Below are 25,946 nucleotides of genomic sequence, written 5' to 3'. Positions count from 1 at the left end.
CGATGGCAGGGCAGGAACAGGATCTAGCAGGTAAGACCGTGGTGGTGACGGGCGCGAGCTCCGGCATCGGCGCCGAGGCGGCCGCGAAGCTGGTGGCGCGCGGCGCCACCGTCGCGGTCGTCGGTCGCTCACCCGAGCGAACCGCCGAAGTGGCGCAGCGGGTCGGCGCGGAAGCGTTCCTTGCCGACTTCGCCAGGTTCGACGAGGTGCGCAAGCTTGCCGAGCAACTGCTCGACCGCTACGAACGCATCGATGTACTCGCCAACAATGCCGGCGGTGCCTGGGCGAAGCGGACCGTCACCGACGACGGCAACGAGCTGACCTTCCAGGTCAACCATCTGTCACCGTTCCTGCTGACCGCTCTGCTGCGTGAGCGCCTCGGGCAATCACAGGCCCGAGTGATCAACACCTCGAGCATGACCTACCGGATGGCGAAGCTGAACCTCGACACCGTCAACGCGGCGACCGGCTCGTTCAATCAGATGAGCGCCTACGCCGCGTCGAAGCTCGCGAACATCCTTTTCACCAGGGAACTCGCTCGCCGCACCGCGGGCACCGGCCTGGTCACCGCGGCTTTCCATCCCGGTGCCGTGGCGACCCACGTGTACGACAACGCGCCGCTCGGCCTCGGCGCGCTGATCCGTTCTCCGCTGTCGCGGCCCTTCTTCATCCGGCCGGACAAGGGCGCGGATCCCCTGGTGCACTTGGCGACGGTCGCGGACGCCGAGTCGATCAACGGCAAGTACTTCCATCGCTTCAAAGAAGAAGCGCCGAGCAACAAGCAGGCGGTGGACCAGGACTTCGCACAGCGGCTGTGGACGATGTCGGAGCAGATCACCGGCCTGGCGTCGAATTCGACCGAGTAGCAGTCGAATCGGGCCTCAGCTCGGCCGGTCGCCGGCACGCGAGTGCCTGCCGCCGGTCGAGCTCTCGGGCGCGCCGCCGACCCCGAACACGCCGCCGGTCATGGTGCCCCTGTCGAGCTCGACGATCGATTGCACGACCTGCTCGGTCGGCAGGATCGAGGGAAAAGCATTGGGCGCGATCGCATTCGCGCGGACACCGAACTCGTCGAACTCTGCGGCGAGGTGACGGGTCAGCTGATTGAGAGCGGCTTTGGAGGACGCGTAGAGCGCCTGCCCACCCGGGAATACCTCGGATCCCGAGATGCTGGAGACATTGACGATATTGCGGTTGCGCCTGCGGTTCTCGTCCCCGTCGTGCACCCAGGACCGCTGCGCCAGTCGTGCCGACAATCGCAACGGTACCCCGACATTGACCGCGAAATGTGGCTCGAATTCATCCAGTGTGGCATCGCCATCGACGATGCCGTGGGACTGCAATCCGATGTGGGCCGCATTGTTGACAAGCAGGTCGACGCGCCCGAACCGGGCAAGCGCGAGGTCGACGACCCGCTCGACCTCACCCTTTTCGGCCAGATCGGCCCGGATCATGAAGATCCGCGAATCATTCTCCGGCACCGGTATTTCCGGTGCGAACGGGTCGACGAACCATTCGTGCTGCGAGGGCGCGGCCGGGATCCGGTTGCGGCACACCGCGACGATGTCGTACTCGGTGTAGGCCGCCCGGCAGAAGGCGTCACCGAGCCTGCCGCCGGCGCCGGTCAGCAGGCAGACCCTGCGTTCCTCGCGTGCGAAATCACCACTGCGCAATGCGGTCTCCTCCCCACCGTTGCACGGCATCACTTTTCGGCCGATGCAGCCACATCACCACGCTGTTGCGGGCGGCGGCATTGTTGCCGACGAAGGTATGCCACGACCGCGGCGTGCATTCGAAAAGCACCATGGAATTGTCCAGCGGCGGAACGGTCAGCGCAGGCACCGGGCTGCTGCCCGCGATGTGCTCGTACAACGCCGTCTCCCCGCCGTCGCCCACGGTCCACCCCGGGTTGCCGAGGTAGAACAGCACCGCCACCGCGCGCACGGTTTCCCGGGCGGTGATTGCCGAATCCCGGGCGCCGGTCTTCAGGTCGACCGTGCCCTCGGGCGTCCGTATTTCGCCGGGGCCCGGCGCCGGGCCCGGGAACCAGGCCGGATTCAGGTCGTTGTGCGGCCACCCCGAGGGACTGCCTACCGGGTGATGGTGCAGCGACCCCTCCACGTCTCCGGTCGTTGCGACGCCGGCGACCCCGGCGATCAGGTCGTGCCACTCCCGCGAAAGGAATAGCGCGAGCGGTCCATCGCGCAGTGTTGTCAGCGGCACCCCGCTCGCGCTGTATCCGTCGGTGACCTGTGTGAACGCCTCCGATTGCTGCCGAAGCACCCGTTGGAATTCCTCGGTCAGCCGCTGGAAGAACTCGGGGACGAACACATCCCGCGCATACACATGCGGAAACGGTCCGGCGCGGCGAATCCAGCGCCGGTGGGCGAACAGCTCCACGAACCATGGCGGCGCCGTCGGCGCAGCGCGCAGTGCTTCCCCTGTCGACATCAATCCCTCCCTGATGAACCACCCGCGATCTTATTGCCTACCTGTGCCCCGATGCTCGCTGGTCGGTCGGGCGTTGCGAGGATCGCACCGTGAGTCGTGATCTTCGTGTGTGTTTCGTCGGTGATTCGCTTGTCGCCGGGGTCGGTGACCCGCGGTGCCTGGGGTGGGTGGGCCGTCTCGCCGCGCAGGCCTACACCGACGGGATCCCGATCGTCGGCTACAACCTGGGCGTCCGCCGGCAGACATCCACGGATGTCCGTGCACGCTTCCTGGCCGAGTGCGTCCAGCGACTGCCGGCGGGCACCGACGCCAGGATCGTGCTGTCTTTCGGCGTCAACGACACCATGCAGCTGGACGGGCAGTGCAGAGTGACGTCGGACCAGTCTGTCGCCAACCTCGGTGCGCTCGTGCGGCTGGCCGCGGAGCACGGCTGGCCGGTGCTGATGGTCGCGCCGCCGCCGATCGACGACGTCGAACACAATGCCCGTACCGCCGCACTCGACGAGCGATTCGCGGAAATCTGTGCGGCCGAGGGGATCCCGTACGTCCGGATCCATCACCAGCTGCGCGAGAACCCGGTGTGGATGCGTGAAGTCCGGGAGGGCGACGGCGCGCACCCCGGGGCGGCAGGCTACGACGAGCTGGCCGCGGCGGTTGCTCCGCAATGGCGGGAGTGGTTGTCCCGCTGAGTGATCCGCCGGTCGTTCTCGATACGAGTCGGCCGGTTGGCCATAGGGCGGGTGTGCGGGTATCGCGAATCGACCCACATCGCGGTACGACGACGATAACTCTGCTGTCTGAGACGTTGTGAGCGGTGGCTGATCGGGTCTTCGGTCGAGCCGGGGAGGTCCCGAGTCAGCCGACGGACCGACGCGGAACAGACGTGTCGGCCCGCTGTCTGCGCACCGCGGCCAGGTCCACCGGCAGCCCGTCGTCGGCCGCGGGCGGGACGAATGCCGCCAGCAACCCCGGCATCCAGCGTCCGACCTCGTCGCGGAAGGGTCCCTCGGTGCCGAGCTGGCACAGCACGCCGATCAACGTGAGCGCCGAACGCGCGAACGGCGTGAAATACGGCGGCATGGTGGTCTGCCGAACACTGTTGGACAGACGGGGATTCGTCACCCGCAGCACCTGCTTGCGCAGCCACGGTGTGGTCATTCGATAGGTCGAGTGTTTGAACGGTTCGGTGCACGGCACGACAAGGGCATAGAGGGCCTCGACGTCGAATTCGCGGCCGGCCTGGACGAATCCGTGGCGTCGGGCCGCCGCCTCCAACTCCGGCGGGCCGCCGTTGAACAGGGCGTGGCAATAGTCCGACGCCAGCTCCTCGAAGCCGTCGGGCGGCCACGTCGAGCAGGCTCCGAAATCGACGACCCCGAGCCGGCCGTCGGGCAGGACGCGGAAATTTCCCGGATGGGGATCGCCATAGAGCAGGCCGGTGCGCAGCGCCCCGGAAGCCACGAATCGCACCATCAGCATGCCGATTCGGTCGCGCTCGGCCTGCGCGCCGGAGGCGATGACGCGCGGAACCGGAGTGCCGTCGAGCCATTCGGTGATGAGCACATCGCCGCACTGCTCGATCACCTGCGGAATGTAGATGTCCGGATCGTCGGCGTACGCCGCGGCGAACACCCGCTGATTCTCGGCCTCCGCCGCATAGTCGAGTTCCGCACGGACGCAGGCGCAGATCGCCTCGGTAACCGCCTTGACATCGGCGCCGGGCAGGAAAACGCCTGCCAGAGTGGAGATTCGGCGCAACTGCTCCAGATCGTTCTCGATCGCCTGCCGGCCGCCGGGATACATCACCTTGACCGCAACCGGCCTGCCGTCGCGCCACACTGCGTGATGAACCTGACCGAGCGATGCGGCAGCCGCACGCCGGTCGTCGAATTCCCGGAAATACCACCGCCAGTTCTCGCCCATGCTCGCCGCCATCGCCGTGTGCACGCTCGACGGCAGCATCGCGGGCGCGGAATCCTGCAACCTGCTCAATGCGATGCGGTACGGCTCGGCGATCTCCGGCGGCAGGGCCAGCTCGTAGATCGCCAGCAGCTGGCCGAGTTTGGCGGCGCAGCCTTTCAGCTCGCCCAGCACCTCGAAAATGTGCTGGGCCGTGCGCAACTGGATGTCACGGTTCACGTCACTCGCCGACCTGCCGAGTGCGCGCTTGCCGACGCCCGCCGCCTGCCTGCCGGCGAAGGCCACCGGCAGCGTCGCGAGTTTCGCGCTACGAACCGCTTTGTGAACTGGGGGTTTGCCATTCGACCCTGCCGCGAAAAGGCGTGTGCGCCTACCGGCGGATTCGCCGTCCTGCGGACCGTTGTCTTGTCGAATGGTCATGACTCACCTCACACTGTGCGCAGATCAGTCTTACACACGATGCAGTCAGGCAGCGGAGGGCTTAGACTGTCTGGGACGTATTGGAACCGAGTCGAAAGGTGGCATCCGATGGGATCCCAGACGGTAGTCGCCGACGTTGCCGATGAGCTGGCACGCCGGGTTGCCGCGGGGGAATATCAGCCAGGGGATTTGATGCCTTCGGTCCGTCAGGTCGCGGAGGAATTCGACATGAATCGCGCGACCGCGCAGCTGACGCTGGGTCGGTTGGAGTCGTACGGATTCGTCGAAGCACGGCGGGGTAAGGGGTTCACCATCCGTGACGTCCGGGAGGCGGGCGGCATAGATGTGTACCGGCACTTGTTCCGCTTCTCCGTCCCGATGCCCGATACCGCGATCGAAATGTTCCGCGACATCGTCGAGGTGGAGCGCGGGATCGTGATGGAGGCGCTGCTCGCCTACACCGGCAGCGAACAGCAGATCGATCCGGCCGAATTGAAGGCCGATATCGATCGGCTGGAAGCGCTTGCCCGGCTGGAGGTTCCGGATTTCCGCCAGATTCTTGCGATCGAGGTCGCACTGGTGCGCAAGTTGCTGACGGCGCTCGGGCTGAGCATGCAGCGGGCCATTCTGAACTCCATCGGCGAGATGGTGCTCGAGGTGCCCGAGGCGATCGCGGCCTACTTCGCGGGGGCCGCGGACCTGCACGTACTGGTCTGGCGGGCGCTGGTCGCGGTGTGGGACTCCGGTTCCGGGCCGTCGGAAGCGCAGCTTGCGCTGTTCGAGGATCTGTTCGGGATGTACCACGAGAAGGTGACCGCCAAGTTCGAGGAACTGCTCGACGGCGCGGAGGCGGACGCCGGTCATGTGGACGACGCGCACGCGGCGACGGCTTGACGCCCCTGCTCGGCGATGCCGTCCGGTCAACTGTCTGAGCCGGAATTGATCATCTGATATGTCGGTGTACAACACCATTCTCCCGCGCCGCTGGACCGTCGCCGATATCCCCGACCAGTCGGGAAAGACCGTCGTGATCACCGGCGCCAACAGCGGTCTCGGCCTGCGCACCGCGGAAGCATTGGCGAGCAAGGGCGCCCGAGTCCTGCTGGCCTGTCGCAACCAGCAGAAGGCCGCCGTGGCGTTGGACGAAGTGACCGCGGTGGCCACCGGGCCGAAACCCGAAGTGCTGCCGCTGGATCTGGCCGATCTCGCCTCGGTGCGGCGGGCGGGCCGACAGCTCGACGATACGGTCGAGCGGCTGGATCTGCTGGTGAACAACGCGGGGGTGATGGCGACACCACGCGGGCAGACGGCCGACGGCTTCGATGCCCAGTTCGGCACCAATCATCTCGGCCACTTCGCGTTCACCGGCGCCGTACTGCCCGCGCTACTGCGGGCGGAGCGGCCGCGGGTGGTGACCGTATCGTCGGTGGCCGCCTGGGGCGGTCTGATCAACTGGCTGGACCCGAACTGGCGGTGGTTCTACCTGCGCTGGCCCGCCTATAGCCAGTCGAAACTGGCCAACCTGCTGTTCACCGCCGAACTCGATCGCCGGGCCCGCGCCGCGGGCACCGGGTTGCGCGCGGTGGCCGCGCACCCGGGCCTGTCGGCAACCCATCTCTACGACCTGAACGGCGAAAAGGGCGCTGCGGGCATGTTTGCTGCCATCCCCCAGGCCGTTCTGTTCGCACTCGCCCAGTCCGACCGGATGGGTGCGCTGCCGCAGCTGTACGCGGCCACTGTCCCGGATCTGCCCGGAAACGCCTATCTGGGACCGGGGTTCGAATTCGCGGGGTATCCGCGGCGCGCGTTGCGACACCCGATGGCGTACAGCCGCTCGGCGGCCAGGAGGATGTGGCGACTGAGTGAAAAGCTGACCGGCGTGCACTACGACTGGGATTCGGCCGCGCAGGGGACGGTCGAATAACACTGCACTAGTGCACGATCGCAGCGCCGTTGGCGTTTACCGTTCTGCCACCGCGCCTGCGGCCAGCACGAGCGCGGTGATGATCATCAGGGCGAGAACGCCGAGTATCGCCAGATTCCTGCCGCGCGGCGCATCTGTGCTGTCCCGATGTGGGCAGACGTGCGAATCATGGCTTACGCCTGCGCAATCGGGATTGGTGCACAAAGACATATCGACCTCTCAACGATCTTCACAATCGAGCACTCGCCACCCCGGCATGCAGGAGAGCGGCTTCCAGTATGGGGATCGGTGCAGCAGGCGCAGCAGTCAGGCCGTTGCACCACGGACCCGGCCTGGTGTCGGTGGCGGACCGGCGGCACCATCCGGGTCGGTCCGGCGTGTGGCAGCCGACTGCGCGGTAGCTGACCGGGGCCCGCGCCGACGGGGTGAGCTCACTGACGCGATTGTTGGCAGCCAGCAGGGTGCGTAACCAGGTCGCTCCGTACGGTCTCGCACCGCGAAACAAGCCGCAGCGATTGCATGGCAACGCTTTGTACGCCGCATTTGGGCAGATCAGTGGCGATCATCTGAGACAGGCGAGAGAAATGGCAATCTTCTGGCGTAGTCACTCGATCGGTCGTACCGTTTCGATATGGACGCTGTCGAGCCGCTACCCGCCCTACCGTTGGAATCCTGGCGCCCCACCAAGGAGACACTGCACCGGTTCGCCCAGATCGTCGGCAAGGTTGCACTTGCCAAGGGCATCCGGCGCAACCACTGGTGGCACATGACCTATCGGCTCACTGCCCGCGGCTGGACCACCGTCCCGCTCGGTTCTGCCCGCAACGGACCGGTATTCGCCTGCACCTTCGACTTTTTCGATCATGTCCTGCGGATAGCGACCGATCGTGGCATCGAGGTCGAGATCGATCTGCCGATGCAGTCTGTCGCCACCTTTTACGGCGACGTCATGACTGGTCTGCGTGATCTCGGTATCGATGTCGTACTGCCGCACCCACATCCCTTCGATCTGCCCGACGCGGCGCGCCCGTTCGAGGACGATACCGACCACGCCGCTTACGACCCGGAGTTGGCGCAGCGGGCATTTCGGGTGCACAGCCAGGTCGGGCGGGTACTCGAGGAGTTCAGCGCCACCTATTCCGGCAAGATCAGCCCGGTGCAATTGTTCTGGCACACGTTCGATCTCGCGGTGCAGCGATTCTCCGAGCGGCAGATCGATATGCCTGCGACGGTCGACTCGGTGACGCGCGAGGCGTACTCGCGCGAGGTCATCAGCGCTGGATTCTGGTTCGGCGACGCCAAGGTGCCCGAGCCGACGTTCTATTCCTACATCGCACCCGAGCCCGCCGGGCTCACCGATCGCCGGCTGCCCGCGGGCGCGCTGTGGGTGCCGTCCGGTTCGGGGCACGCCGCGTACTACCCCTACGACAAGGCCCGTCTGTCCCCGGATCCGGTCGGCGCCGCGCTCGAGTTCTTCCAGTCCGTCTACGCGGCCGGATCCGAGCTTGCCGGATGGGATGCCGCCCAGCTGGTCTGCTGGGGCGGCATCACCGACCCGGTGCTCGAGGCGAAGCACTCATGGCCGGAATGGCCGGAGTGATGGCCCTGCGGTGAATGTCAGAGCGCGTCGTTGAGTTTGTTGAGGCGGTCGCACGCCTCCACGTACTCCTGGATCAGGCGGCCGACCACGTCCGCGGAGCGCTCCACCTTGTTCAGCTGGCCGACCACCTGGCCGACCGGGTTGAAGTTCACGTCCTTGGCGGCCTCGGGGTAGCGGTGCCCGCGCTTGACGCCGTCCAGCGCCACCATCATCTGCAGCGGCATGGGCAGCGGGTCGGGATTGTCGGCCTGCTCCCATGCTTCGGTCCAGTCGTTCTTCAGCATGCGGCAGGGCTTACCGGTCCACGACCGCGAGCGCACGGTGTCATGGCTGGTGGCGTCGATGTAGGTCTGCATCTGCGCGGGCGGCACATTGGCCTCCTCGACGGTCAGCCACAGCGAGCCGGTCCACGCGCCCGCTGCGCCCATCGCCATGGCCGCGGCGACCTGACGGCCGTTGCCGATGCCACCGGCGGCCAGCATCGGCATATCGCCGATGGCGTCCACGACCTGCGGCCACAGCACCATCGACGCGATCTCGCCGCAGTGTCCGCCGCCCTCGGTGCCCTGGCAGACCACGAAATCCAGACCGGCCTTCTTGTGGTTGAGCGCGTGCTTCACCGAGCCGCACAGCGCGCCGATCAGGCGGCCCGAGTCCTGGATCTGCTGCACGACGTCCGGCGGCGGCGTGCCGAGCGCGTTGGCGACCAGCTTGGCCTTGGGGTGGCGCAGGATCACTTCGATCTGCGGCGCCACCGTGGTCGCAGTCCAGCCGAGCAGCTGATTGTGGTGCTCGCTGTCGGGCAGGTGCGGAACATTGTGGTCGGTAAGGATCTTCTCGGCGAAATCGCGGTGTCCCTGCGGAACCAGTTCCGCCAGTTTGGCTTCCAGCTCCTCGGGGCTCAGCCCGTCGATGTCCTTGCCCTCGTACTTGGAGGGGATGACCAGGTCGACGCCGTAGACGCCGTTCACGTGCTCATCGAGCCACGCTAGTTCTACTTCCAGCTCCTCGGCGGTGAAGCCCACCGCGCCGAGCACGCCGAGCCCGCCGGCATTGCTGACCGCGGCCGCCACGTCGCGGCAATGGGTGAAGGCGAAGATGGGGAACTCGATCCCCAGCCGATCGCAGATTTCGGTACGCATGGCGTGCTGGTCTCCCTAGTGGCTCTAGAACGGGTTACATAGTTGCTCTGCCGTGTTCCAGTTCGGCAGGGCGGGTGATTCCCTGAACCGGCCGAATGGGCCGCATACCGCGAGTATCGCCATGGCGCGGCAGCGGCCCCGTCGACTGGCGAGTGCACCATAATTCGACAGTAACACGTTCTAGTTTTGCTGGGATAGACCTGTTATCGAGCGGCTTGCTCGAGGCCGGTCAGCGCGTCCTCCAGGTGGTCGAGCAGGCGGTCCAACTGCGGCACACTGCGGCGGCAGCCGACCAGGCCGAAGTCGAGATTGTCGGCATTGGTGGTGAGGGTGATGTTCACCGCCTGGCCGTCCATCGGAATCGACATCGGATAGGTGGCATCGAGGCGGGCGCCGTTCCAGTACTGCGGTTCGCGCGCGCCGGGGACATTGGAGATGACGATATTGAACGGGGGATTGGTCCAGGAGACGACGCCGGGCAGCAGGGTGAGCGCGAGCGGACTGAGCAGCACCGCGGACAGCGCCATGGCCTGGACGCTCGACAGCGAGTTGTAGACCTCTTTGCTGCGGCGCATCGACTCGCTCACCACCCGGAGTCGTTCGATCGGGTCCTCGACATCGGTGGCCAGGTTGCACAGGATCGCGCCGATCTTGTTGCCGTTGGTGTCCTCGTCCTCGTCGGAGGCCCGCAGCGACATCGGGACCATCGCGATCAACGGCTTGTCCGGCAAGGCATTTCGCTCGATCAGGTAGGAGCGAAGAGCGCCGGCGGACATGGTGAGCACGACGTCGTTGATGGTCGAGCCGGTCGCCTTCTTGACCTGCTTGACCCGCTCCAGCGGCCACGATCGGACCGCACACCGGCGGGCGCCACCGATGGGCACATTGAACATCGAGCGCGGCGCATCGAACGGCAGCGTCAACTGCTGCTCGACAAGTGCGGCACGGGCAACCCGCACTGCGGCGGGCGCAGAACCGGCCGCCGACAACAGATTTCGTGCCGCATTGCCCAGCCCGGACCCGGCAGCGGCGGCCTTGGGTGGGCGCGTCGAGCGCGGCAGGTGCCACGGCACCCGGGTCTCGGCGGAGTTCGGGTCGTTGGTCAGCGTCCGCGCCAGCACGCGCTGTGCCGCGACGCCGTCGATCAGCGCGTGGTGCATCTTGGAATAGATCGCGAAGCGGCCGTCGCCGAGGCCCTCCACGAGATGGATCTCCCACAGCGGACGATGGCGGTCGAGCAGGGTGCTGTGCAGGCGGGAAGCCAGGTCGAGCAGCTGGTCGAATCGCCCCGGGGCCGGTAAGGCGGCTCGTCGGAGGTGGTATTCGAGCTCGACGTCGCCTTCCTGGGTCCAGCCCACTTGTGGCGCGCCGAGCCACGTCGCGGGGCGCTTACGGAAGGTCGGGTGGAATTCCCGGTCCGCCGAAAGCTTCTCGTAGGTCAGCTGCGCGAAATCCGGCCCGGCGTCCTCGGGCGCCTCGAACAATTGCAAGGAGCCGACATGCATCGGGTGCTCACGCGATTCGGCGAGCAGGAAGACGGCATCGATCGGTGAAATGAGTTCCATGGTGGGTCGCCCCCTGACGACAGCAGTGCGGTGTGTTCGGTGCATCGACCACGTTGTCGTACGGGTCCGCGCGGCCATGAATCCCCTGCGCGACGCCTCGAACTTACCCGTCCCGAGTGGTGTGCGTTCGCCGAATCATCGATCCTTGACTACGAGCAGATAAGCCTGCTGGAAACGCTCACCGGGCTCCGGTTCCCGAACCAGCTGCGCGACAGTCACGAACCCGGCCGCCTGCAGTAGTCCGGCAAGTCGTCGCGGTGACCAGCGGTAGGCGCGAATCACCTTGTGGTCGAACGGTTCCACCACATCGGCCGCGTCCGACGCCTGAAATGCCAGCAGCGCGTGCCCTTCTACCGCGAGTACCCGATGAAACTCGGTCAACACCTCGGGGACCCGCTCCGGCGGCAGATGGATGATCGAATACCAGGCCACGATGCCCGCGAGGGTGCCCGCGCCCAGCGCGAGCTGCTCCATTGATCCCTCGTCGAACTGCAACTGCGGATAATTCTGCCGCGCCAGCCGGATCATCTCCGGCGACAGATCGATCCCGAAGACATCCAACCCGAGATCGGTCAGATGCGCTGTCACCCGGCCGGGTCCGCATCCGATATCGGCAACCACGCCGGAACCCGTGGCCTGCACCCGTTCCGCGAACGCCGCGAGCATGGCGCGATCGAACGTACTCGCTGCGAGTTGATCCTTGACGAAGTCCGCGTAGAGCTCCGCGATGTCGTCGTAGGCGGTCCGGGTGGCGGCCGTATCGGCTGTCGATTCCAACACCCTGTGCACAGTACCTAGGGCGAGTCGAAAGCCCTTGCAACCGCGAGACTGTCTTCGTAAACATGATGGCGGGTGATGAGGCCGTGCTCGACGGTGAGATGCAGCGCGAACCGCGAGCGGTATGCACGCCCGGTCGCTTTGGCGGTTTGCCGGATCTCGCCCAGTACCACCGCGTGTGAATCGTCGATCAGGATCTGTTCGATCCGGGTGTCCGCCTGCTCCGGCACGTGATGTTCGGCGATCGCGCGGAAATGCGCGGCGGCCTCGGTGCGAGTCGATTTGTGCCGAATCCAGGGGGTCGCGCTGCGCCCGTGCTCGTCCTGCGGCCAATCCAGCTTCCAGTCCGCACCGTCGGCATACAGCTCGGCAATTCGTTCGGGATCGCCGGACCCGATGCGTCCCAGCAAATCCTCTACTACGGCGCGAGTGGTCATGACAGGTGTCCTCCGATCCGCACCACGTCCGGCGACGGGTGCCGACCGCCATCCTTGTCGGGGCCTGCGGCCTTGGCGATTACTTCTCAGGTAAAGGCGCGGCCGGAGCCGCGTGCACCAGATCCTGGTCCGGTGTGGTGCGCGTGCGTGCGGTGCCGAGCACGGATCCGAGAATGACGAGGGGGAAGCCGATTGCCATTCCGATGGTCAGTGGTTCGTCGAGCAGGGTCACGCCGAGCAGGATGGCCACCGCGGGGTTGATGTAGGTGATCACGGTCGCTCGGGCCGGGCCGACCTCGCTGATCAGCGCGAAGAACACCAGGAACGCTGCGGCCGTGCAGATCACGGCAAGCCCGAGTACCGACCATGCGGCGTCGGCGGTGATGCGGGCGGGCCAGCGCAGGCCGGCGAACGGCGCGTAGATCACCGCGGCCAGGATCAGTGATGCGGTGACCACGCCGAGCGGCGGCAGATCCGCGAGCGCACGGTTGATGATGATCGGACCGATCGCATAGCCGAGCGTGGTCAGCGCGATCGCGCCGATGGCGGCTGGCTGTGAGAGGTCGACGTCCAGACCGACAAGGGCGGCGACGCCCGCGAAACCGATGACGAGTCCGATGGTGCGCCGGGCGTCGAAGCGATCGTGGCCCAGCTTCGTCACGATCACCACCGCGATCAGCGGCACGGCGGCGATCAGCAGACCGACGGTGGAGCTGTTCAACGTGGTCTCCGCGTATCCGATCAAGAACCACGGCCCGGTGATCTCGACGAGCGTGTACAACAGCAGCGGTCGCCATCGCCGGAACACCGGTGCAAGAGTCTTGCTGTACAACGCGATCGGCAACAGAATCGTCGCCCCGATCAGCGTCCGTCCGAAGGCGACCACGGTCGGATCGAGGTCCTGCACCGCGACGCGGATCATTGCGTAGGGCACGCCCCAGATGACGCCCATGGCCAGGAAAAGCACCCACCCACGCCTGGTCATCGTGCGACCGCTTCTTGCTCGGACATCTCCCGCTCACTTTCGTTCCAGCGGGGAGCCTATCCGGAAGATCCCATCATCCGACACCCCGTTCAGCGTGGGTTTTCCGCGACCGACCCCACGGCATCGGGGGTCGCCGATCGCTGGAACAGTCGATCGAGGTGCACCGCCGTGTCGCAGGTCCCGAGGACGGCGGTGCCGCCGGCGACGACAAGGACGCCGTAGGAAGACATTTCGCCGAACCCGACAGATGTCCACATCGCTGTGGCGAACGCGATCAGGAGGGCGGCCGCTGCCCGTGCGGTGCTGCTCGTCGCGATGCCGAGCAGCAGTCCGAGTGCGATGGCTGCCTCGAGGACGGTCGCGATGGTCCCCACCGTCGGCGCGGCCCAGTCCAATGTCGAGGGCATCAGCGTGCGGGTGTAGTCGATGAATCGCGAGTAGCTGCCCCAGGAGACTCCCGGCGCGTCCGGTGTGCCGAACAATCCGAACCGGTCGGCGACCGAGCCGGCGAACAAGGCGCCCACCAGGATTCGCGTCACGGTATTGATGGCGACGATGCGTGCGGCGGTGATCGTCAACACCGCGATGCTCGCCAGGATCGCCGCGGTGATCGGTCCGACCGTTCCGTCGGTGCAGGCCAGCCACCCGAGTTCGGTCAGCAGGGCGATTGCCGCAAGTCCTAGCGCAACGTGCCTGGTCATATCCGCCTCATTCAAAGTAGTAAGGTTCCTGACTAAAGATACGAAGGAGGCGGGAAATGGTCAAGGACCTTACTAATCCGCTGGCCGCCCGGCCGGTGCCGCTCGGGAACCTGCTGAGCGCGGCGGCGCGGACGCTCGCCGCGGAGCTGGATGCCGGTCTGGCGGCAGCCGGATTCACCGACCTGCGCGCCGCACACGCGCCGGTCTTCCAGGCGATCGATCCCGAAGGCACGCGGCTGATCGACCTCGCCGCCAGGGCGGGAATGACGAAGCAGGCAATGGGAGAACTCGTCCGGCACCTGGAAACTCGCGGCTATGTCGAGGTGCTGCCCGATCCGACCGACGGGCGGGCGCGCCTGGTGCGCCTCACCGCGCTCGGGTGGTCGGTGCTCGAGGCGGGTCTCGATGTGGTTGCCCGGTTCGATGCCCATCTCGACGCGATAGTCGGTGCGGCCGAGGTTGTTCGGTTGCGTGAGGTGCTTGTGAAGATCATCGGCGGGGCGGGCTCGACCTATGTTCGAGGTGGCGGCGAGACCGTCGGCGTGCTGCGTGTCGACTGATATGCCTGCTGGACAACCGGATTCGACTGGGTAGCAATTCGGGCCGGTGCAGTCACGAGGTCGGGCCGGATCCGACAGCGGCACCCACTTCTGGGGCTACTGGCAGGTCGACCTGAAGGCGTCGTGGCCGGTGCCCGATAAGGGGTTGCTCTCTGCTCCGTCGCGGGGACGAAATCCGAAGCCGAAACGGGCGTCGCTCCGAGCTGTTCGCACAGCTCGTCGCGGCGCCCGTTTGCGTCTGACGGCGTGTTTCGGTCCAGGTCGCTACCTCGACGGGCATTCCCGGGACGGGTCTAATGGAACTGGGGTTTCGTTAATGACCTGAGTCGTGCTACGGTCTGTTCTGTCTTAACGGAACGGCATTCCCGATAGTGGGGTACGACATGACGATCACAAGCGCTGTAGTGCGTAACTGGAAGAAACTGCTGGCGGCCACGGCCGTGGGAATCGCCGTTGCGGGCGCCGTCGGAATCGCGCACTCGGACGGCCCTGCCGAAACATCTGACTGGCGCGCCGCGTGGGCCGTGCCGATGCAGTTGCCCAGCGAAGGTTTCGAACCGAACTGGTCCACCGGCGGTTTCGCCGACCAGACAGTGCGGCAGGTGGTCAGAGTGACCGGCGGCGGCACCGAGGCACGGATCACGCTGTCCAATCGCTACGGCGCGGACAAATTACAGATCAACGCCGCCACCATCGCCCGGACGAGCCAGGCCGCCGCGGTGGCGCCGGAGACGATTCGGCCGCTGCGGTTCGGCGGCGCGGAATCGGTGACGATCGCGCCCGGCGACGCGGTCACCAGCGACGCAGCCGAACTGGCCCTGGCACCCTTCGAGTCGGCGACGGTGACGCTGTACCTCCCGGCACGCACGGGACCTGCGACCTTCCATGCCCAGGGCTACGCAACCAGCTACCGCGCGGGCGGCGACCACGCCGGTGACACCGGCGGCGCGGCTTTCACCGAGACCACTCACTCCTGGTACTACCTGTCCGACCTCCAGGTCACCGGCGGTAGGAAACCGGTCGGCACGGTTGTCGCTTTCGGTGACTCCATTACCGACGGTTACGGTGCGGGCAACGACACCAACCACCGCTACCCGGACCTACTCGCCGACCGCCTGGCCGAGGCCGGTGCACCCCGCGTTGTCCTCAACTCCGGCATCGGCGGCAACCTGGTCCGCAACGACTCACCCTGGTTCGGCGACAGCGCGCTGAAGCGGTTCGAGCGTGACGTGATCGCCAAGCCCGGCGTGTCCTCGGTGGTCATACTGGCCGGCCTCAACGACGTCGGCTTCTCCGAGATCGACTCGCCGACCTACAAGCCCAATCCGGTGGTGTCCGTCGACGAACTGATCAAGGGCTACCGCGAGCTGATCGCGAAGGCACACCAGGCCGGGATCTCGGCGATCGGCGCGACCCTGCTGCCGATGCAGGGTGCCGAGTACTACACCGACACATCCGCCGCGAAGATCCGCCTGCTCAATGAGTGGATCCGCACCAGCGGCGAGTACGACGCCGTCGTCGACTTCAACGCCGCACTGGCAGACCCGGCCGACCCCGAACGTCTGGCCCCCGCCTTCGACTCGGGCGACCACAAGCACCCCAATGCCGCAGGCTATGTGGCAATGGCCGCCGCGATCGACCTGAAAACCCTGTAGCGCGAGACGATTACAGTGCGCGGACCGAGCAAACCAGCTCGGCCCGCGCACGTCGTTGCGGAGCAACCGGCTACGCCGCCGGAGTGCCCGGACTACCGTGGGTGTCGGTTTGTGCACCGGTTCACCTCTGGAGGCGTCTTGCGCACCATCACCCGCCTACTGTTCGTCATCGTGGCCATGGTCTGCGGCGTCGCGCCGATGCTGCCCACCGCGCTCGGCGCACCGAGCGCTGCTGGGATCGATGACGCTACGGCCGGGAAGATCGACGAATTGCTGGCGTTGGGCACCGGCGGGCACAGCAAGGGCGAGCAGATCGAGGTGCTGTCTCGCCAATTCCTCGGCACGCCGTACGGCGCGGATATGCTCGTCGGCTCGGCGAGCAAGCCAGAACAGCTCGTCATCGACTTCCGGCGCGTGGATTGCTTCACCTATCTCGACTATGTCGAAGCGCTGAGCAGGTCAACGGACCGGAGCCAGTTCGTGACGAAGCTGATCGAGACGCGCTATACCGACGGCAGAGTCGACTATCTACAGCGCAAACACTTCTTCAGCGATTGGGCGCACACGCCGAGAACCGCCGCTACCGACGTCACCGCAACCCTGAGCGGTGCCGCACTGACCGTCACCAAACACCTCAACGCGAAAGCCGACGGGGCAACCTATCTCCCCGGACTGCCGGTGGTCGATCGCGCGATCACCTACATTCCCAGTGCGGCCGTAGACGAGAATGTCGTCGGCCGACTCCGCACCGGCGACTATATCGGCGCCTACGCCGACCTGCCCGGCCTGGACGTCACCCATGTCGGCATCTTCGTCATGACGCCCAACGGCCCGATTTTCCGCAACGCGTCCTCCCTCGCCGCCGACAATAAAGTCGTCGACTCCTCCTTCGCCGACTATGTGCGGTCGACCCCGGGCATCGTCGTACTTCGTCCGCAGTAGCCGACAGCAGCAGTATTCTGCACCATCCAGGTGCTATCCCCGTTTCGAGAGACGAGGTGACCGCAATGCCTGCAAAGTTCGAGCTGTACAAGGACAAAGCCGCGAAGTTCCGCTGGCGACTCAACGGCGCGGACGGCGAAACCATCGCCGCCGGCGAAGCCTACGAAAGCAAAGCCGCCGCCTTGAACGCCATCGAATTGGTCCAGAAGAACGCACCGGTCGCGCAATTCGACGACCAGACCTGATCCGGATTTCGCGGCGCATTCACTTCGAGCCACGGTGCTGTTGGTGCCTGATCAAAAAAGACCCTGCCCGACGCGTAGTGAGTCGGGCAGGGTCCAGAATTCGGCTAGCCGCCGGTGGCTGCCGTCGGGGGCACACTGGTGGTAGTGGTCGCCGCCGCGGATTCCGTTGTTGTGGTCGGCTTGGTGGTCTCGGTGGGTGTTGTGGTCGGCTTCGTGGTCTCGACGGGCGCCGCGACCGAAGTCGGAGCCGGTGGGGTTGTCGTGCTCGTGGTCTCGGACGGCGGCGCGGAAGTCGTCGGCGCTGGGGTCGGCGTGGTGCTGCTGACATCGGTCTTCGCGGGCGCAGCAGGCGTGGTCGTCGCTGATGCGGACGGTGACATGGATGTCGATGTAGACGTAGACGGGGTCTTGGTCGGTTCGGTCGTCGGCGCCGCCGAGGTGACCGCCACCGCCTTGTACACCGCGTCGAGGTCCGCCGCTTGCGGCTTGGCGGTCGTGTCGACCGGCTGACCCGCCTGTGCCTGCTTTGCCAGGTGCGTGAGCCAGGCAGCCGCATACTCGGCAGATGTCAGCGGCTTGCCGTCGGCAGCGTTGGCGTCACGCCAGTAGTCGAAGTGGTGACCGGTGTGGTTCGGCCCCAGCGTGAGCTGGTACGGGTCGCTCATGACCACAGGGATCGTGTTCTGGTTCGTCACGATGAGACCGATGATCTCGTTCAGCACCTTCTGCGGCAGGTAGGCCAGCGGCGACATCTGGTTGGTCGAGATCGAGTCCGCCTTCGCCGGCGTCTTCGGCGCACCCGGCTTGTACGCCGGATCCGACACCTTCAGCAGTACCTGGAGAAAAGTCTCGTCGCTCTGCATCCAGTTCGGCTGCGACTGAATGTCGGCGAACGCCGCAAGCGCGATCTGGCCGAGGACGACAGCGACGTCCTGCCCTGTCGCGGGCGTCAGCCCTTCTCGTTCGAGTGCGTCGACGTTCAACTGCCTGCCCACATTGGCCACCAGCTGCAGCAGGGAAATGTTCTCGGGCGCCGCACAGGTGAGATCGCCTTCGGAGCAGAACGAGGCGATTTTGCCGTTCAGCGCACCGAAGTCACCGCTGGTGCCTGGCAGCGCACCGCTGCCCGGTGCCGGTTTCGTGCCGTTCTGATATTGCTGGTCGAAGCCGTCGGGATTGCCGAACGGGTCCTTCGCGCCGGGGAACGGCCCGTCGCCCGCCGAGCGACCCGCGTCGGCGAGGATGACGACACCGACGACGTCGCCCGGATCGACGATCCCGTAGCCACCGTCCTTGTCGGTCTCCTGGTGTCCGATCTGCATCGCGACGCGACGGACGACGTCGGCGCCCTCGCTGTATCCGACGATCGAGAACTTGGTGTCGGGGCAGGCCCTCGTGATCTCCTGCATCACCTGTTCGGTATTCGCAACACCGGTGTTGACGGCATCTTCATAGCTGGCCATATTCGCGGGATACGCGATGTAGACGGCGGCATACGAGCCCGGGTCGACCGCGCCGGCCGGTGCGTTGACGACCGGATCGACCCACTCGCTGGAATGGTCACCGGACAGCGCGGCGGGCAATTCCTCACCGTTGGCCCCGACGAGCAGCTTCGTGGTCCCCGCGACCGGAGTGTCGCCGCGGCCTGCCACCGAGATGGTCACCATGTCGTGGCATTCGGTCACCGAGGTGGTGAGCTGCGTATCCCTGGTTTGTGGCGTCGATGTCAGTGCCCAGGAGGCGGCGACGACCGCTGCCACCCCCAATACCGCCGGTCCGGCAGCGGCCGAAGCGATGCGATGTCGCGCGATGAACTCGCGAAAAGCCATGTCCTGATCCCCATTCAATTACCAACAAGTGGACGGACAAGCCCCCCGACGGGCCATGCGTCACCAGGAACGTCGTGGTCGGGGCGTCGAGCGTTACTCGGGCAATCGGTTGTCGATCTTGTTTCGGCGTCACGGAGGTCTCAGCGTGGTGGCCGTGACGCCGGAAGCAGCACACCTCCTTTCCCTGGTCGAGGAGTCTCGAAGTTGGTGTCCTTCCCTACGTTCGGCGACGGGATTCCGGAGCCTCGCGGTGTGGCGGGTTGTCGATCTCGTCATCGACTAACTGACCTCGAGGCGGATCGCTGCTCCCATTTCGTGGAGACCGCCTGCTGGGTGATCGACAGCGCGGCGGCAGCTTTCTGGAACTGGCCGGCGTCCGCAACGGCGACGGAGGTGCGCACGGCGTTGAGATACACGCAGCAATCCCTACTCGCACAACATGCGGTTGTGGCTCGCCGTCAGCTCAGTTGTTTGATTCCGCTCCTTCGGCCTTGCTTTGATCACAGCGATCAACAGCGGGTTGTTCGAAGCGGGAGGTGCGGAGCTTGGTGGCCAGAGGATCTTTGGGTCGGCAGTTCGGATGGCTGTGGACGGCATACGCAGTCAGCGCCTATGGCTCGGGGGTGGGGTTCGGTGCGTTCTCGCTGATCGCCGTGTTGGTGTTGCACGCCAGCCCCGCGCAGGTGTCCACGTTGTCAGCGGTTGGGCCGGCGGTGGGTGCGCTGATCGCGTTGCCGCTCGGGCCGTGGGTGGAGTTTCGCCGCAAGCGGCCGGTGATGATTGCGATGGACCTGGCGCGGTTCGCGGTGATGATGACGATCCCGGTCGCCTACGCCTTCGGTCGGCTCAGCTTCGTCCAGTTGCTGGTCGTCTCGGCCGTGGTCGCCGGGGCCAAGATCGCCTTCGGCGCGGCGAGCGGCGCCTACCTGAAGGCCCTCGTCCGGCCCGAGGACCTGCTCGCGGCCAACGCGCGGTTCGAGTCGACGATGTGGAGTTCCATCGCCGTCGGGCCGCCGCTGGGCGGGGCGGCGATCGGCCTGTTCGGGCCGGTCACCACCGTGGTGGCCGACGCGCTGAGCTACCTGCTCTCCGCGCTGGGGGTCACGGCGATTCGCGGCCGAGAAGAACACCCGCAGCGAACCGACAAGCGCCGGATCCGGGCCGGCGAGTTGCTCGACGGCTGGCGGCACCTGCTGGCCCATCCCGGCCTACGGGCGCTCTACCTCAACCACCTGCTCGTCAGCGGACTGATCATGGCCACCGAGCCGCTGTTGGCCGTGCTGCTGCTCCGCCAGCTCGGGTTCTCGCCCTGGCAGTACGGCCTCGCCTTCGCCGCCCCCTGCGTCGGCGGACTCATCGGCTCACGCCTTGCCGGCCGTGTCGTGGCGCGGTATGGCCAACACCGGATCCTCCGTGCAGTCGGCACGCTGCGCGCGGTCTGGCTGATCGGCCTGGCCTTCGTCCAGCCCGGTGTCGCCGGCCTCGCGACGGTGATCGCTGTCGAGCTCGCGATCATCATCAGCATGAGCCTGTACAACCCGGTACTGGCCACCTATCGACTCGAGCACACACCCAAAGACCGCATCGCTCGCACCCTGTCGGCCTGGTCGATCAGCAGCAGCGCCGCCATCGCCATCCTCAGCGCGCTCGGCGGACTGCTCGCCGCCGCCACCAGCCCGCGCACGGCTATCACGGTTGCAGGACTGCTGATCCTCGCCAGCCCGCTGCTGCTACCCCGCCGCCGGGATCCTGCACGTGGACCCGAGCTCGAGCTGGCAACAGCCCGTGCTCACCCACAGGCAGCAGTTTCGCAGGACGCCGAGTAGTGAGGCACCAACAGCTCGATGGTGGTCGCAGCTCAGTCGGGCACGACCTTCGTGGGATCCGGCATTGCCGATGAGATTCCGCCACGAAATTCGGAATCTACTTGTTGGGCTCGACGCCCGGTGTCATCTGGGAGCTCGAGCAGGACGATCGCCGAATTCGGCAAGTTGTCTGGACGCGCGATCAGCGGCATGTCAGTGCAACCGAGGTCAGGGGCGGGTTCGGATCAAAGCATCCTCGGCGCTGTGTCAGACCGACGTCACGTGGAAGACCCGCCACGCTGCCGGGCCACGGGGTCCGGAAAGGGGACCCCGTGACCCGCTGTAGCTGGGTGGGTCGAGATCGCATCAGGCTGCGTCGAGGGCTGTGGTGATCTTGCGGACCATTTCGGTCATGGTGGGGTTGGGCTGGGGCTGGTGGATTTGGGTGGCTTCGAGGGCGATGGTGATGGTGTTGCGGAAGTTGTCTGCCTCTGCGGGTGCTTGCTGCTCGAGCAGGTTCACTGCTGCGGTGAGGGCGGGCAGGACGTGGTCGGCGAGTTCGGCTACGGACTTGCCGTTGAGGTTCACGGCCTTCGACTTTTCGGTGAGTACGTGCCCGACCAGGCCGGTTGCTGAGGTCAGGGCGATGGTGCCGTCGGTGGCGGCTTTGTGGGGCGAGCCGCCAGCGGCGGCCATCAGTGACACGGCGCCGTAGGCGGCGGTCCGCAGGGTGAGCTTGTCCTGGTCGGTGAGGGTGATGGGCATGGTTGTGTGCTCCTTCGAATCTGTTGTGGTGAAGTTCGATTGAACGGTTGGGTGGTGGAATGTGGTGAGCGCGTTGGTTATCGGTTCGGCGAACCCTGCTGGTCCTGGGCTGTGGCGGTCTGGCGGACGGCGTCGGCGACGGCTCGGAAGTCTTTGCGCAGGATGTGGGAGTGGTTGCTCGGGACCTGTGCGCTGACCTGGATGTTCGGGTTGGAGGCGAGGACCGGATCGAGTGAGGCGCGCACGGCTTCCATTTCTTCTTGGCTGCCGCCGAGGTTGCCGCCGGTGGCCAGGACGTAGCGCATCGGGCAGCTCACGCGGTCGAGGACCGGTGCGAGGGCGGCGTGGAGTTCGTTGGCTTCGATGTTGATTTCGGCGTGTTGGTCGGCGGTCATTCGTGCGGCCAGGCCTAGCGGGCGTGCTACCGGCATCAGCCATCGCATTTTGTGGAACAGGTTCCGGATTCGTTCGCGGGCCTGTTCGCCGGTGATGCCGTAGGGCATGGCGCCGTCCACGGATACCACCGCGGCGATGCGGTCGGGGTTGCGGTCGGCCCAGTGTGCTGCGAGCAGCGCGCCGTAGGACCAGCCCACGAGGATCGGTTGTTGTGCTCCGGTTGCTGCGAGGACGGCATCGATATCTCGCAGGCACGCTTCGAAGGAGTAGTCGGTCGATTTCTTCGATTTGCCGCGGGCTCGCTCGTCGTAGGTGATGTGCCGGTATTCGGTGCCGAGTTCGGTGATTACGTGTCGCCAGTGCTTCTGGTCGGCGTAGGAGCCGTTGAGGTAGACGATCGGACGGCCGGGGCCGCGGGTGTCGGTGACGGCGAGCGCGGTGTCTTCGACCGGCACCATGCCCGACCAGGTCGAGTTGGAAGTAGTCGGGTTTCCCATTGTCGATCTCCTTGTGTGTGGTGTTCGATCTGCGAGACCCGGCATTGTTTGAGGATCTCTGAACGACTGCAAAGTTACATTGCGTTCAGAGTTTAGTCAACAGATGGATTGGGATGTTCCCCCAGCTCGATGCGGCACTTCGGCTGCCTTTGCAATGATTGTGGTGGTGAATGCAATGGCTGGTTTGTTTCTTTCTTTGCAATGGGGTTGGTGTGAATGCATACTGGCTGGGGTGTGCGGTCGCCGCGCGTGTCGATGGATGGGAGATCGGTACCGATGCCTGGAGGCAGACTCACCGATGGGGATCGTCGGTTTATTGCTGCGGGGTTGGCGGAGGGGCTTGGGTATGCGGAAATCGGTCGGCGTTTGGAGCGGCCTGCGTCGACGATCATGCGGGAGGTCACCCGCAACGGCGGACCCGACGATTACCGGGCGGACCAGGCGCACAAGGCCACACGTCAGCGTGCGCGCCGACACAAGCAGACTCAGCCCCCGCCGCCGATCCCCGACAGCGGCCATGGGCGCGACCCCCGAGCGGTCCAGGACTTCACGGAATCCTTCACCGCTCTCCTCGTGCAGCAGGGACTGCCCCGGATGGAGGCCAGGGTGCTGACCTGCCTGTACATCACCGACTCCGGCGCTCTCACCGCCGCTGAGCTGGTCGCACGGCTTCGCGTCAGCCCTGCGTCTGTCTCGCACGCCGTCGCCTTCCTCGAACAGCAGGGAATGCTCAGGCGGGAACGAGTCCCCGGCGGGCGCCGCGAACGCTATGTCATCGACGATGAGATCTGGCTCCGGAGCCTCCTCGCAGCTCTGCAGATGAACAGCGCCCTGGCGGCTGCATCGCAGCGCGCAGCCGAGATTCTCGGGCCCACAACCCCGGCGGGCGCCCGCTTCGAATCCTCCGCCGAACTCCTGCTCCTCGTGAGCGAGGCCTACCGACAAGCCATGGAGCAGTGGCGGCAGAGCGTGGCCGCCCGCAGCGCCGGGCGACAGTAACGCCAAAGAAGATGCAGTACCCGAGTGGCAATCGGGTGGCCAACCTTTTGAGATTCGGACACGATTTCTTTTCAGGGTTTGAAAGTGTCTCGCCAGAGCCTGGAAAAGGAGTTGACCGGCCTCGTACTGTCGATGCAGTGGCAGGCATCGGCGGCTTGCTCGCGGCCTACGACGAGCAGATGCGGGGAGTGCCGCCCAACCTCCCACTCGGGGTCAGCTGTGAGCAAGACGGTCCACTGCTGCGGATCGTCGGTCAGTTCCGTGGTTTCATCAGCGCTCCGTCGGACGTTGGAGTGCGTGGTGCCGAGTTGGATTGGTTGATCGCCAGGCAGCGCGACTACTTCGGCGCGCGCGGCGAAGCGGTGGAGTGGAAGACACGTGGACACGACAAGCCGGACGATCTGACCGATCGCTTACACGCGGCCGGCTTCGTTCCTGAGGAACAAGAGACGGTTCTGATCGGTATGGCTGGGGAAATGGCCGCAGGCCAGGCGTTGCCGGATGGGGTTGTTGTTCGTCGGGTCACCGCGGACGCCGACATGCGTCGGATCGCCGTTATGGAATCGGCTGTCTGGCAGCAGGATTGGACTTGGTTGGCCGACGATCTGATCGTGCGCATCTCGACCGCTCCTGATGAGATCGCGGTGCTCGTCGCCGAGGCCGGGGGCGAGGTTGTGTCGGCAGCGTGGCTGGTGTTCTGTGCGGGCACCGAGTTCGCAGGTCTGTGGGGCGGATCGACGTTGCCGGAGTGGCGGGGCCGGGGGATCTATCGTGCATTGGTCGCCGCTCGTGCCGCACTTGCTGTCGCCCGTGGCGTGAGGTTTCTGCAGGTGGATGCCTCCGATGACAGTGCCCCAATTCTGCGTCGCTTGGGGTTCCACGCCGTGACCACCACCACGCCCTACGTGTGGTCGCCCCGTCAGACCGGACGAAAACCGCAGTAGCGGTCGTTTGGGTCGATCCCCGCGCGCACTTCCCCTTCGGCTCCGGCCGCGTCGTTTGCCGGATGTCACGGCCCCCTATGTATTGGTGCTGCGAGGAGTTCGACCCAAGATCGCCTTCAGGTCGGCGGTCTCAGCGGTCACTATCGCGTAGATTCCGGTGTTCGACTCGGGATGTGCTTTCGGGGCCGATCATCGACTTCAGCGCTGAGTAGAAATGGTTGCGTCACAATGTGATCAACATTCGAATTGAAGTCCGCGAAGAGCAGCCGAGTTAGTTCCAAGCAGGACTCGTAAACGATATGCGTGCAGCGTCGAGGACAGCTTGGCCGAGTGGCGTGAGGGTCATTGGCCGTGATGGGCGAGCGCCGGGAGTGGACCAGTGACGGTCTGTGGCACCCGTGGTTGGTGGCTTACTGCCGATTCAGGCTGCCCAGGTCGAACGATAGTCGCTTGGTGAGGTCTGGAGGTGTTTCGCGAATGCCGCACGGAGCCCGGCCGCGGTGCTGAATCCGCTCTCACTCGCGATGGCGGCGATCGTGAGGTCGGTGGTCTCGAGGAGCGTCTGCGCGTGTCGTAGGCGTTCACGAGCGAGCCAGCTGCCTGGAGTTCGGCCGAACGCTTTGAGGAATTGGCGCGTGAGCTGCCGCTCGCTGAGGTGTATGCGTGCCGCGAGGTCACGAAGCCGGATCGGTTCGGCAAGATTCTGCATGGCCCATTCGGTGAGTTCGCTCAGGGGTGGGGCACTGGGCGGCTGGACCGGGGCGAGCATGTACTGAGCTTGGTCGGCGGGTCGGTGTGGCGGGGTCACCATGCGGCGTGCGAGGGCGTTGGCGACCGCGGTGCCGTGGTCCTGGCGGACCAGCTCGAGACAGAGATCGATACCCGCGGCAGTTCCCGCTGAGGTGTGGACGCGGTCGTCCTGGGCGTAGATCACGTTCGCGTCGAGGTCGACGCGCGGGTAGCGGCGGTGCAGGTCGTCGGCGTGCATCCAATGGGTCGTGGCGCGACGGCCGTCGAGAAGTCCGGCTTGGGCTAGCACGAACGCGCCGGTACAGATCGCCGCGACCCGTGCACCGCGCCGATGGGCGTCGCGGACCGCATCGACCAGTTCGGTGGGGTGTTGAACATGAATGTTCGTGCAGGCGGGCACGATCACCGTGTCCGAGGTGACGAGATCGTCGAGCCCGTGCGGTGTGGTCGCGGCGAATCCGGCGGCGACCACCACTCCGGGTTCGGTAGCGCAGACCCGGAACTCGTACCAGGGGTCGACGATTTCCGGGCGAGAGATCCCGAACACCTCGCAGGGAACCGCGAGTTCGAAGATCGGAGCACCCGGCATCACCGCGAGCGCCACCCGATGTGTGTCTGTTCTCTTGCGCATGTTGTC

General features: G+C 65.9%; 27 protein-coding genes. 12 read left to right on the top strand and 15 right to left on the bottom strand.

What is annotated here, in order from left to right; genetic code table 11:
* Positions 1 to 2 precede the first annotated feature (2 nt).
* Complete coding sequence (locus OHA42_RS04190; protein WP_406234713.1) at positions 3 to 866, top strand: SDR family oxidoreductase; 864 nt, start codon at positions 3 to 5, stop codon at positions 864 to 866.
* A 15-nt stretch (positions 867 to 881) separates the two neighbouring features.
* Here the strand turns inward: OHA42_RS04190 and OHA42_RS04185 are convergent, their stop codons facing one another.
* Together OHA42_RS04185 and OHA42_RS04180 are read right to left on the bottom strand one after the other, a co-directional pair.
* Positions 882 to 1,673: an SDR family NAD(P)-dependent oxidoreductase gene (locus tag OHA42_RS04185; protein WP_406234711.1), complete on the bottom strand. Its 792-nt coding sequence runs from the start codon at positions 1,671 to 1,673 to the stop codon at positions 882 to 884.
* Positions 1,660 to 2,451: a 2OG-Fe(II) oxygenase gene (locus tag OHA42_RS04180; RefSeq protein ID WP_406234710.1), complete on the bottom strand. Its 792-nt coding sequence runs from the start codon at positions 2,449 to 2,451 to the stop codon at positions 1,660 to 1,662. Before OHA42_RS04180 ends, OHA42_RS04185 begins: the two co-directional genes overlap by 14 nt.
* Before the next feature lie 89 nt (positions 2,452 to 2,540).
* Here OHA42_RS04180 and OHA42_RS04175 point away from each other — a divergent pair, with 89 nt between their 5' ends.
* Positions 2,541 to 3,140 (top strand): GDSL-type esterase/lipase family protein, encoded by a 600-nt coding sequence (locus OHA42_RS04175; protein ID WP_406234708.1) that lies wholly within the window; start codon positions 2,541 to 2,543, stop codon positions 3,138 to 3,140.
* Between the two features lie 166 nt (positions 3,141 to 3,306).
* Here the strand turns inward: OHA42_RS04175 and OHA42_RS04170 are convergent, their stop codons facing one another.
* A complete protein-coding gene (locus OHA42_RS04170; RefSeq protein ID WP_406234706.1) occupies positions 3,307 to 4,791 on the bottom strand; it encodes an ABC1 kinase family protein in 1,485 nt (494 codons plus the stop codon).
* 108 nt (positions 4,792 to 4,899) lie between these two features.
* Here OHA42_RS04170 and OHA42_RS04165 point away from each other — a divergent pair, with 108 nt between their 5' ends.
* Both OHA42_RS04165 and OHA42_RS04160 read left to right on the top strand, forming a co-directional pair.
* Positions 4,900 to 5,685 carry a GntR family transcriptional regulator gene (locus OHA42_RS04165; protein ID WP_406234705.1) on the top strand — a complete coding sequence of 262 codons (786 nt, stop codon included), beginning with the start codon at positions 4,900 to 4,902 and terminating at the stop codon, positions 5,683 to 5,685.
* 64 nt (positions 5,686 to 5,749) lie between these two features.
* Positions 5,750 to 6,715 carry an oxidoreductase gene (locus OHA42_RS04160; RefSeq protein WP_406234703.1) on the top strand — a complete coding sequence of 322 codons (966 nt, stop codon included), beginning with the start codon at positions 5,750 to 5,752 and terminating at the stop codon, positions 6,713 to 6,715.
* A gap of 36 nt (positions 6,716 to 6,751) precedes the next feature.
* On the opposite strand, the gene OHA42_RS04155 is transcribed toward OHA42_RS04160, so the two are convergent.
* Entirely contained in the window at positions 6,752 to 6,925 is a 174-nt protein-coding gene (locus OHA42_RS04155; RefSeq protein ID WP_406234701.1) for a hypothetical protein, read from the bottom strand.
* 421 nt (positions 6,926 to 7,346) lie between these two features.
* Between OHA42_RS04155 and OHA42_RS04150 the strand changes: the two genes are divergently transcribed.
* Positions 7,347 to 8,315 carry a DUF5996 family protein gene (locus OHA42_RS04150; protein WP_406234699.1) on the top strand — a complete coding sequence of 323 codons (969 nt, stop codon included), beginning with the start codon at positions 7,347 to 7,349 and terminating at the stop codon, positions 8,313 to 8,315.
* Positions 8,316 to 8,332: 17 nt separating this feature from the next.
* Here OHA42_RS04150 and OHA42_RS04145 read toward each other — a convergent pair whose 3' ends face one another.
* The 6 genes from OHA42_RS04145 to OHA42_RS04120 all read right to left on the bottom strand — a co-directional run bounded on the left by OHA42_RS04145 (position 8,333) and on the right by OHA42_RS04120 (position 13,922).
* Positions 8,333 to 9,457 (bottom strand): NAD(P)H-dependent flavin oxidoreductase, encoded by a 1,125-nt coding sequence (locus tag OHA42_RS04145; protein ID WP_406234698.1) that lies wholly within the window; start codon positions 9,455 to 9,457, stop codon positions 8,333 to 8,335.
* A 203-nt stretch (positions 9,458 to 9,660) separates the two neighbouring features.
* Positions 9,661 to 11,022 (bottom strand): WS/DGAT/MGAT family O-acyltransferase, encoded by a 1,362-nt coding sequence (locus OHA42_RS04140; RefSeq protein ID WP_406234696.1) that lies wholly within the window; start codon positions 11,020 to 11,022, stop codon positions 9,661 to 9,663.
* 135 nt (positions 11,023 to 11,157) lie between these two features.
* Entirely contained in the window at positions 11,158 to 11,802 is a 645-nt protein-coding gene (locus OHA42_RS04135) for a class I SAM-dependent methyltransferase (RefSeq protein ID WP_406234694.1), read from the bottom strand.
* A 14-nt stretch (positions 11,803 to 11,816) separates the two neighbouring features.
* Positions 11,817 to 12,236: a nuclear transport factor 2 family protein gene (locus tag OHA42_RS04130; protein WP_406234692.1), complete on the bottom strand. Its 420-nt coding sequence runs from the start codon at positions 12,234 to 12,236 to the stop codon at positions 11,817 to 11,819.
* 79 nt (positions 12,237 to 12,315) lie between these two features.
* Positions 12,316 to 13,221 (bottom strand): DMT family transporter, encoded by a 906-nt coding sequence (locus tag OHA42_RS04125; RefSeq protein ID WP_406234690.1) that lies wholly within the window; start codon positions 13,219 to 13,221, stop codon positions 12,316 to 12,318.
* Positions 13,222 to 13,310: 89 nt separating this feature from the next.
* Positions 13,311 to 13,922: a hypothetical protein gene (locus OHA42_RS04120; RefSeq protein ID WP_406234688.1), complete on the bottom strand. Its 612-nt coding sequence runs from the start codon at positions 13,920 to 13,922 to the stop codon at positions 13,311 to 13,313.
* 56 nt (positions 13,923 to 13,978) lie between these two features.
* On the opposite strand from OHA42_RS04120, the gene OHA42_RS04115 reads away from it, so the two are divergent.
* The 4 genes from OHA42_RS04115 (at position 13,979) to OHA42_RS04100 (ending at position 17,324) form a co-directional block, all read left to right on the top strand.
* Positions 13,979 to 14,482, top strand: a complete 504-nt coding sequence (locus OHA42_RS04115) for a MarR family winged helix-turn-helix transcriptional regulator (protein WP_406234686.1) — start codon at positions 13,979 to 13,981, stop codon at positions 14,480 to 14,482.
* A 383-nt stretch (positions 14,483 to 14,865) separates the two neighbouring features.
* Positions 14,866 to 16,137, top strand: a complete 1,272-nt coding sequence (locus OHA42_RS04110; protein ID WP_406234684.1) for an SGNH/GDSL hydrolase family protein — start codon at positions 14,866 to 14,868, stop codon at positions 16,135 to 16,137.
* A gap of 138 nt (positions 16,138 to 16,275) precedes the next feature.
* On the top strand, positions 16,276 to 17,079 hold the full coding sequence (locus tag OHA42_RS04105) for a DUF1460 domain-containing protein (protein WP_406234682.1): 804 nt from the start codon (positions 16,276 to 16,278) through the stop codon (positions 17,077 to 17,079).
* A gap of 65 nt (positions 17,080 to 17,144) precedes the next feature.
* Positions 17,145 to 17,324 (top strand): YegP family protein, encoded by a 180-nt coding sequence (locus OHA42_RS04100; RefSeq protein ID WP_406234680.1) that lies wholly within the window; start codon positions 17,145 to 17,147, stop codon positions 17,322 to 17,324.
* 104 nt (positions 17,325 to 17,428) lie between these two features.
* Here the strand turns inward: OHA42_RS04100 and OHA42_RS04095 are convergent, their stop codons facing one another.
* Positions 17,429 to 19,153, bottom strand: a complete 1,725-nt coding sequence (locus OHA42_RS04095; protein WP_406234679.1) for a cutinase family protein — start codon at positions 19,151 to 19,153, stop codon at positions 17,429 to 17,431.
* Between the two features lie 272 nt (positions 19,154 to 19,425).
* Positions 19,426 to 19,569 carry a LysR family transcriptional regulator gene (locus OHA42_RS04090; protein ID WP_406234677.1) on the bottom strand — a complete coding sequence of 48 codons (144 nt, stop codon included), beginning with the start codon at positions 19,567 to 19,569 and terminating at the stop codon, positions 19,426 to 19,428.
* 132 nt (positions 19,570 to 19,701) lie between these two features.
* On the opposite strand from OHA42_RS04090, the gene OHA42_RS04085 reads away from it, so the two are divergent.
* Entirely contained in the window at positions 19,702 to 20,979 is a 1,278-nt protein-coding gene (locus OHA42_RS04085) for an MFS transporter (RefSeq protein ID WP_406234675.1), read from the top strand.
* 345 nt (positions 20,980 to 21,324) lie between these two features.
* Here the strand turns inward: OHA42_RS04085 and OHA42_RS04080 are convergent, their stop codons facing one another.
* Positions 21,325 to 21,723, bottom strand: a complete 399-nt coding sequence (locus tag OHA42_RS04080) for a hypothetical protein (protein ID WP_406234673.1) — start codon at positions 21,721 to 21,723, stop codon at positions 21,325 to 21,327.
* A 77-nt stretch (positions 21,724 to 21,800) separates the two neighbouring features.
* The gene (locus OHA42_RS04075) at positions 21,801 to 22,616 is read right to left on the bottom strand and encodes an alpha/beta fold hydrolase (protein WP_406234671.1); all 816 of its coding nucleotides are present in this window, start codon (positions 22,614 to 22,616) and stop codon (positions 21,801 to 21,803) included.
* Between the two features lie 216 nt (positions 22,617 to 22,832).
* Here OHA42_RS04075 and OHA42_RS04070 point away from each other — a divergent pair, with 216 nt between their 5' ends.
* Together OHA42_RS04070 and OHA42_RS04065 are read left to right on the top strand one after the other, a co-directional pair.
* Positions 22,833 to 23,615, top strand: a complete 783-nt coding sequence (locus OHA42_RS04070; protein WP_406234669.1) for a MarR family transcriptional regulator — start codon at positions 22,833 to 22,835, stop codon at positions 23,613 to 23,615.
* A gap of 137 nt (positions 23,616 to 23,752) precedes the next feature.
* Complete coding sequence (locus tag OHA42_RS04065; RefSeq protein WP_406234667.1) at positions 23,753 to 24,559, top strand: GNAT family N-acetyltransferase; 807 nt, start codon at positions 23,753 to 23,755, stop codon at positions 24,557 to 24,559.
* 421 nt (positions 24,560 to 24,980) lie between these two features.
* Here OHA42_RS04065 and OHA42_RS04060 read toward each other — a convergent pair whose 3' ends face one another.
* A complete protein-coding gene (locus OHA42_RS04060) occupies positions 24,981 to 25,940 on the bottom strand; it encodes a GlxA family transcriptional regulator (protein ID WP_406234665.1) in 960 nt (319 codons plus the stop codon).
* Positions 25,941 to 25,946: the final 6 nt, after the last annotated feature.

This window comes from Nocardia sp. NBC_01009 (genome assembly GCF_045208035.1).
Taxonomy (GTDB): Bacteria; Actinomycetota; Actinomycetes; order Mycobacteriales; family Mycobacteriaceae; genus Nocardia.
This window is presented reverse-complemented; position numbering and strand designations above follow the sequence as displayed.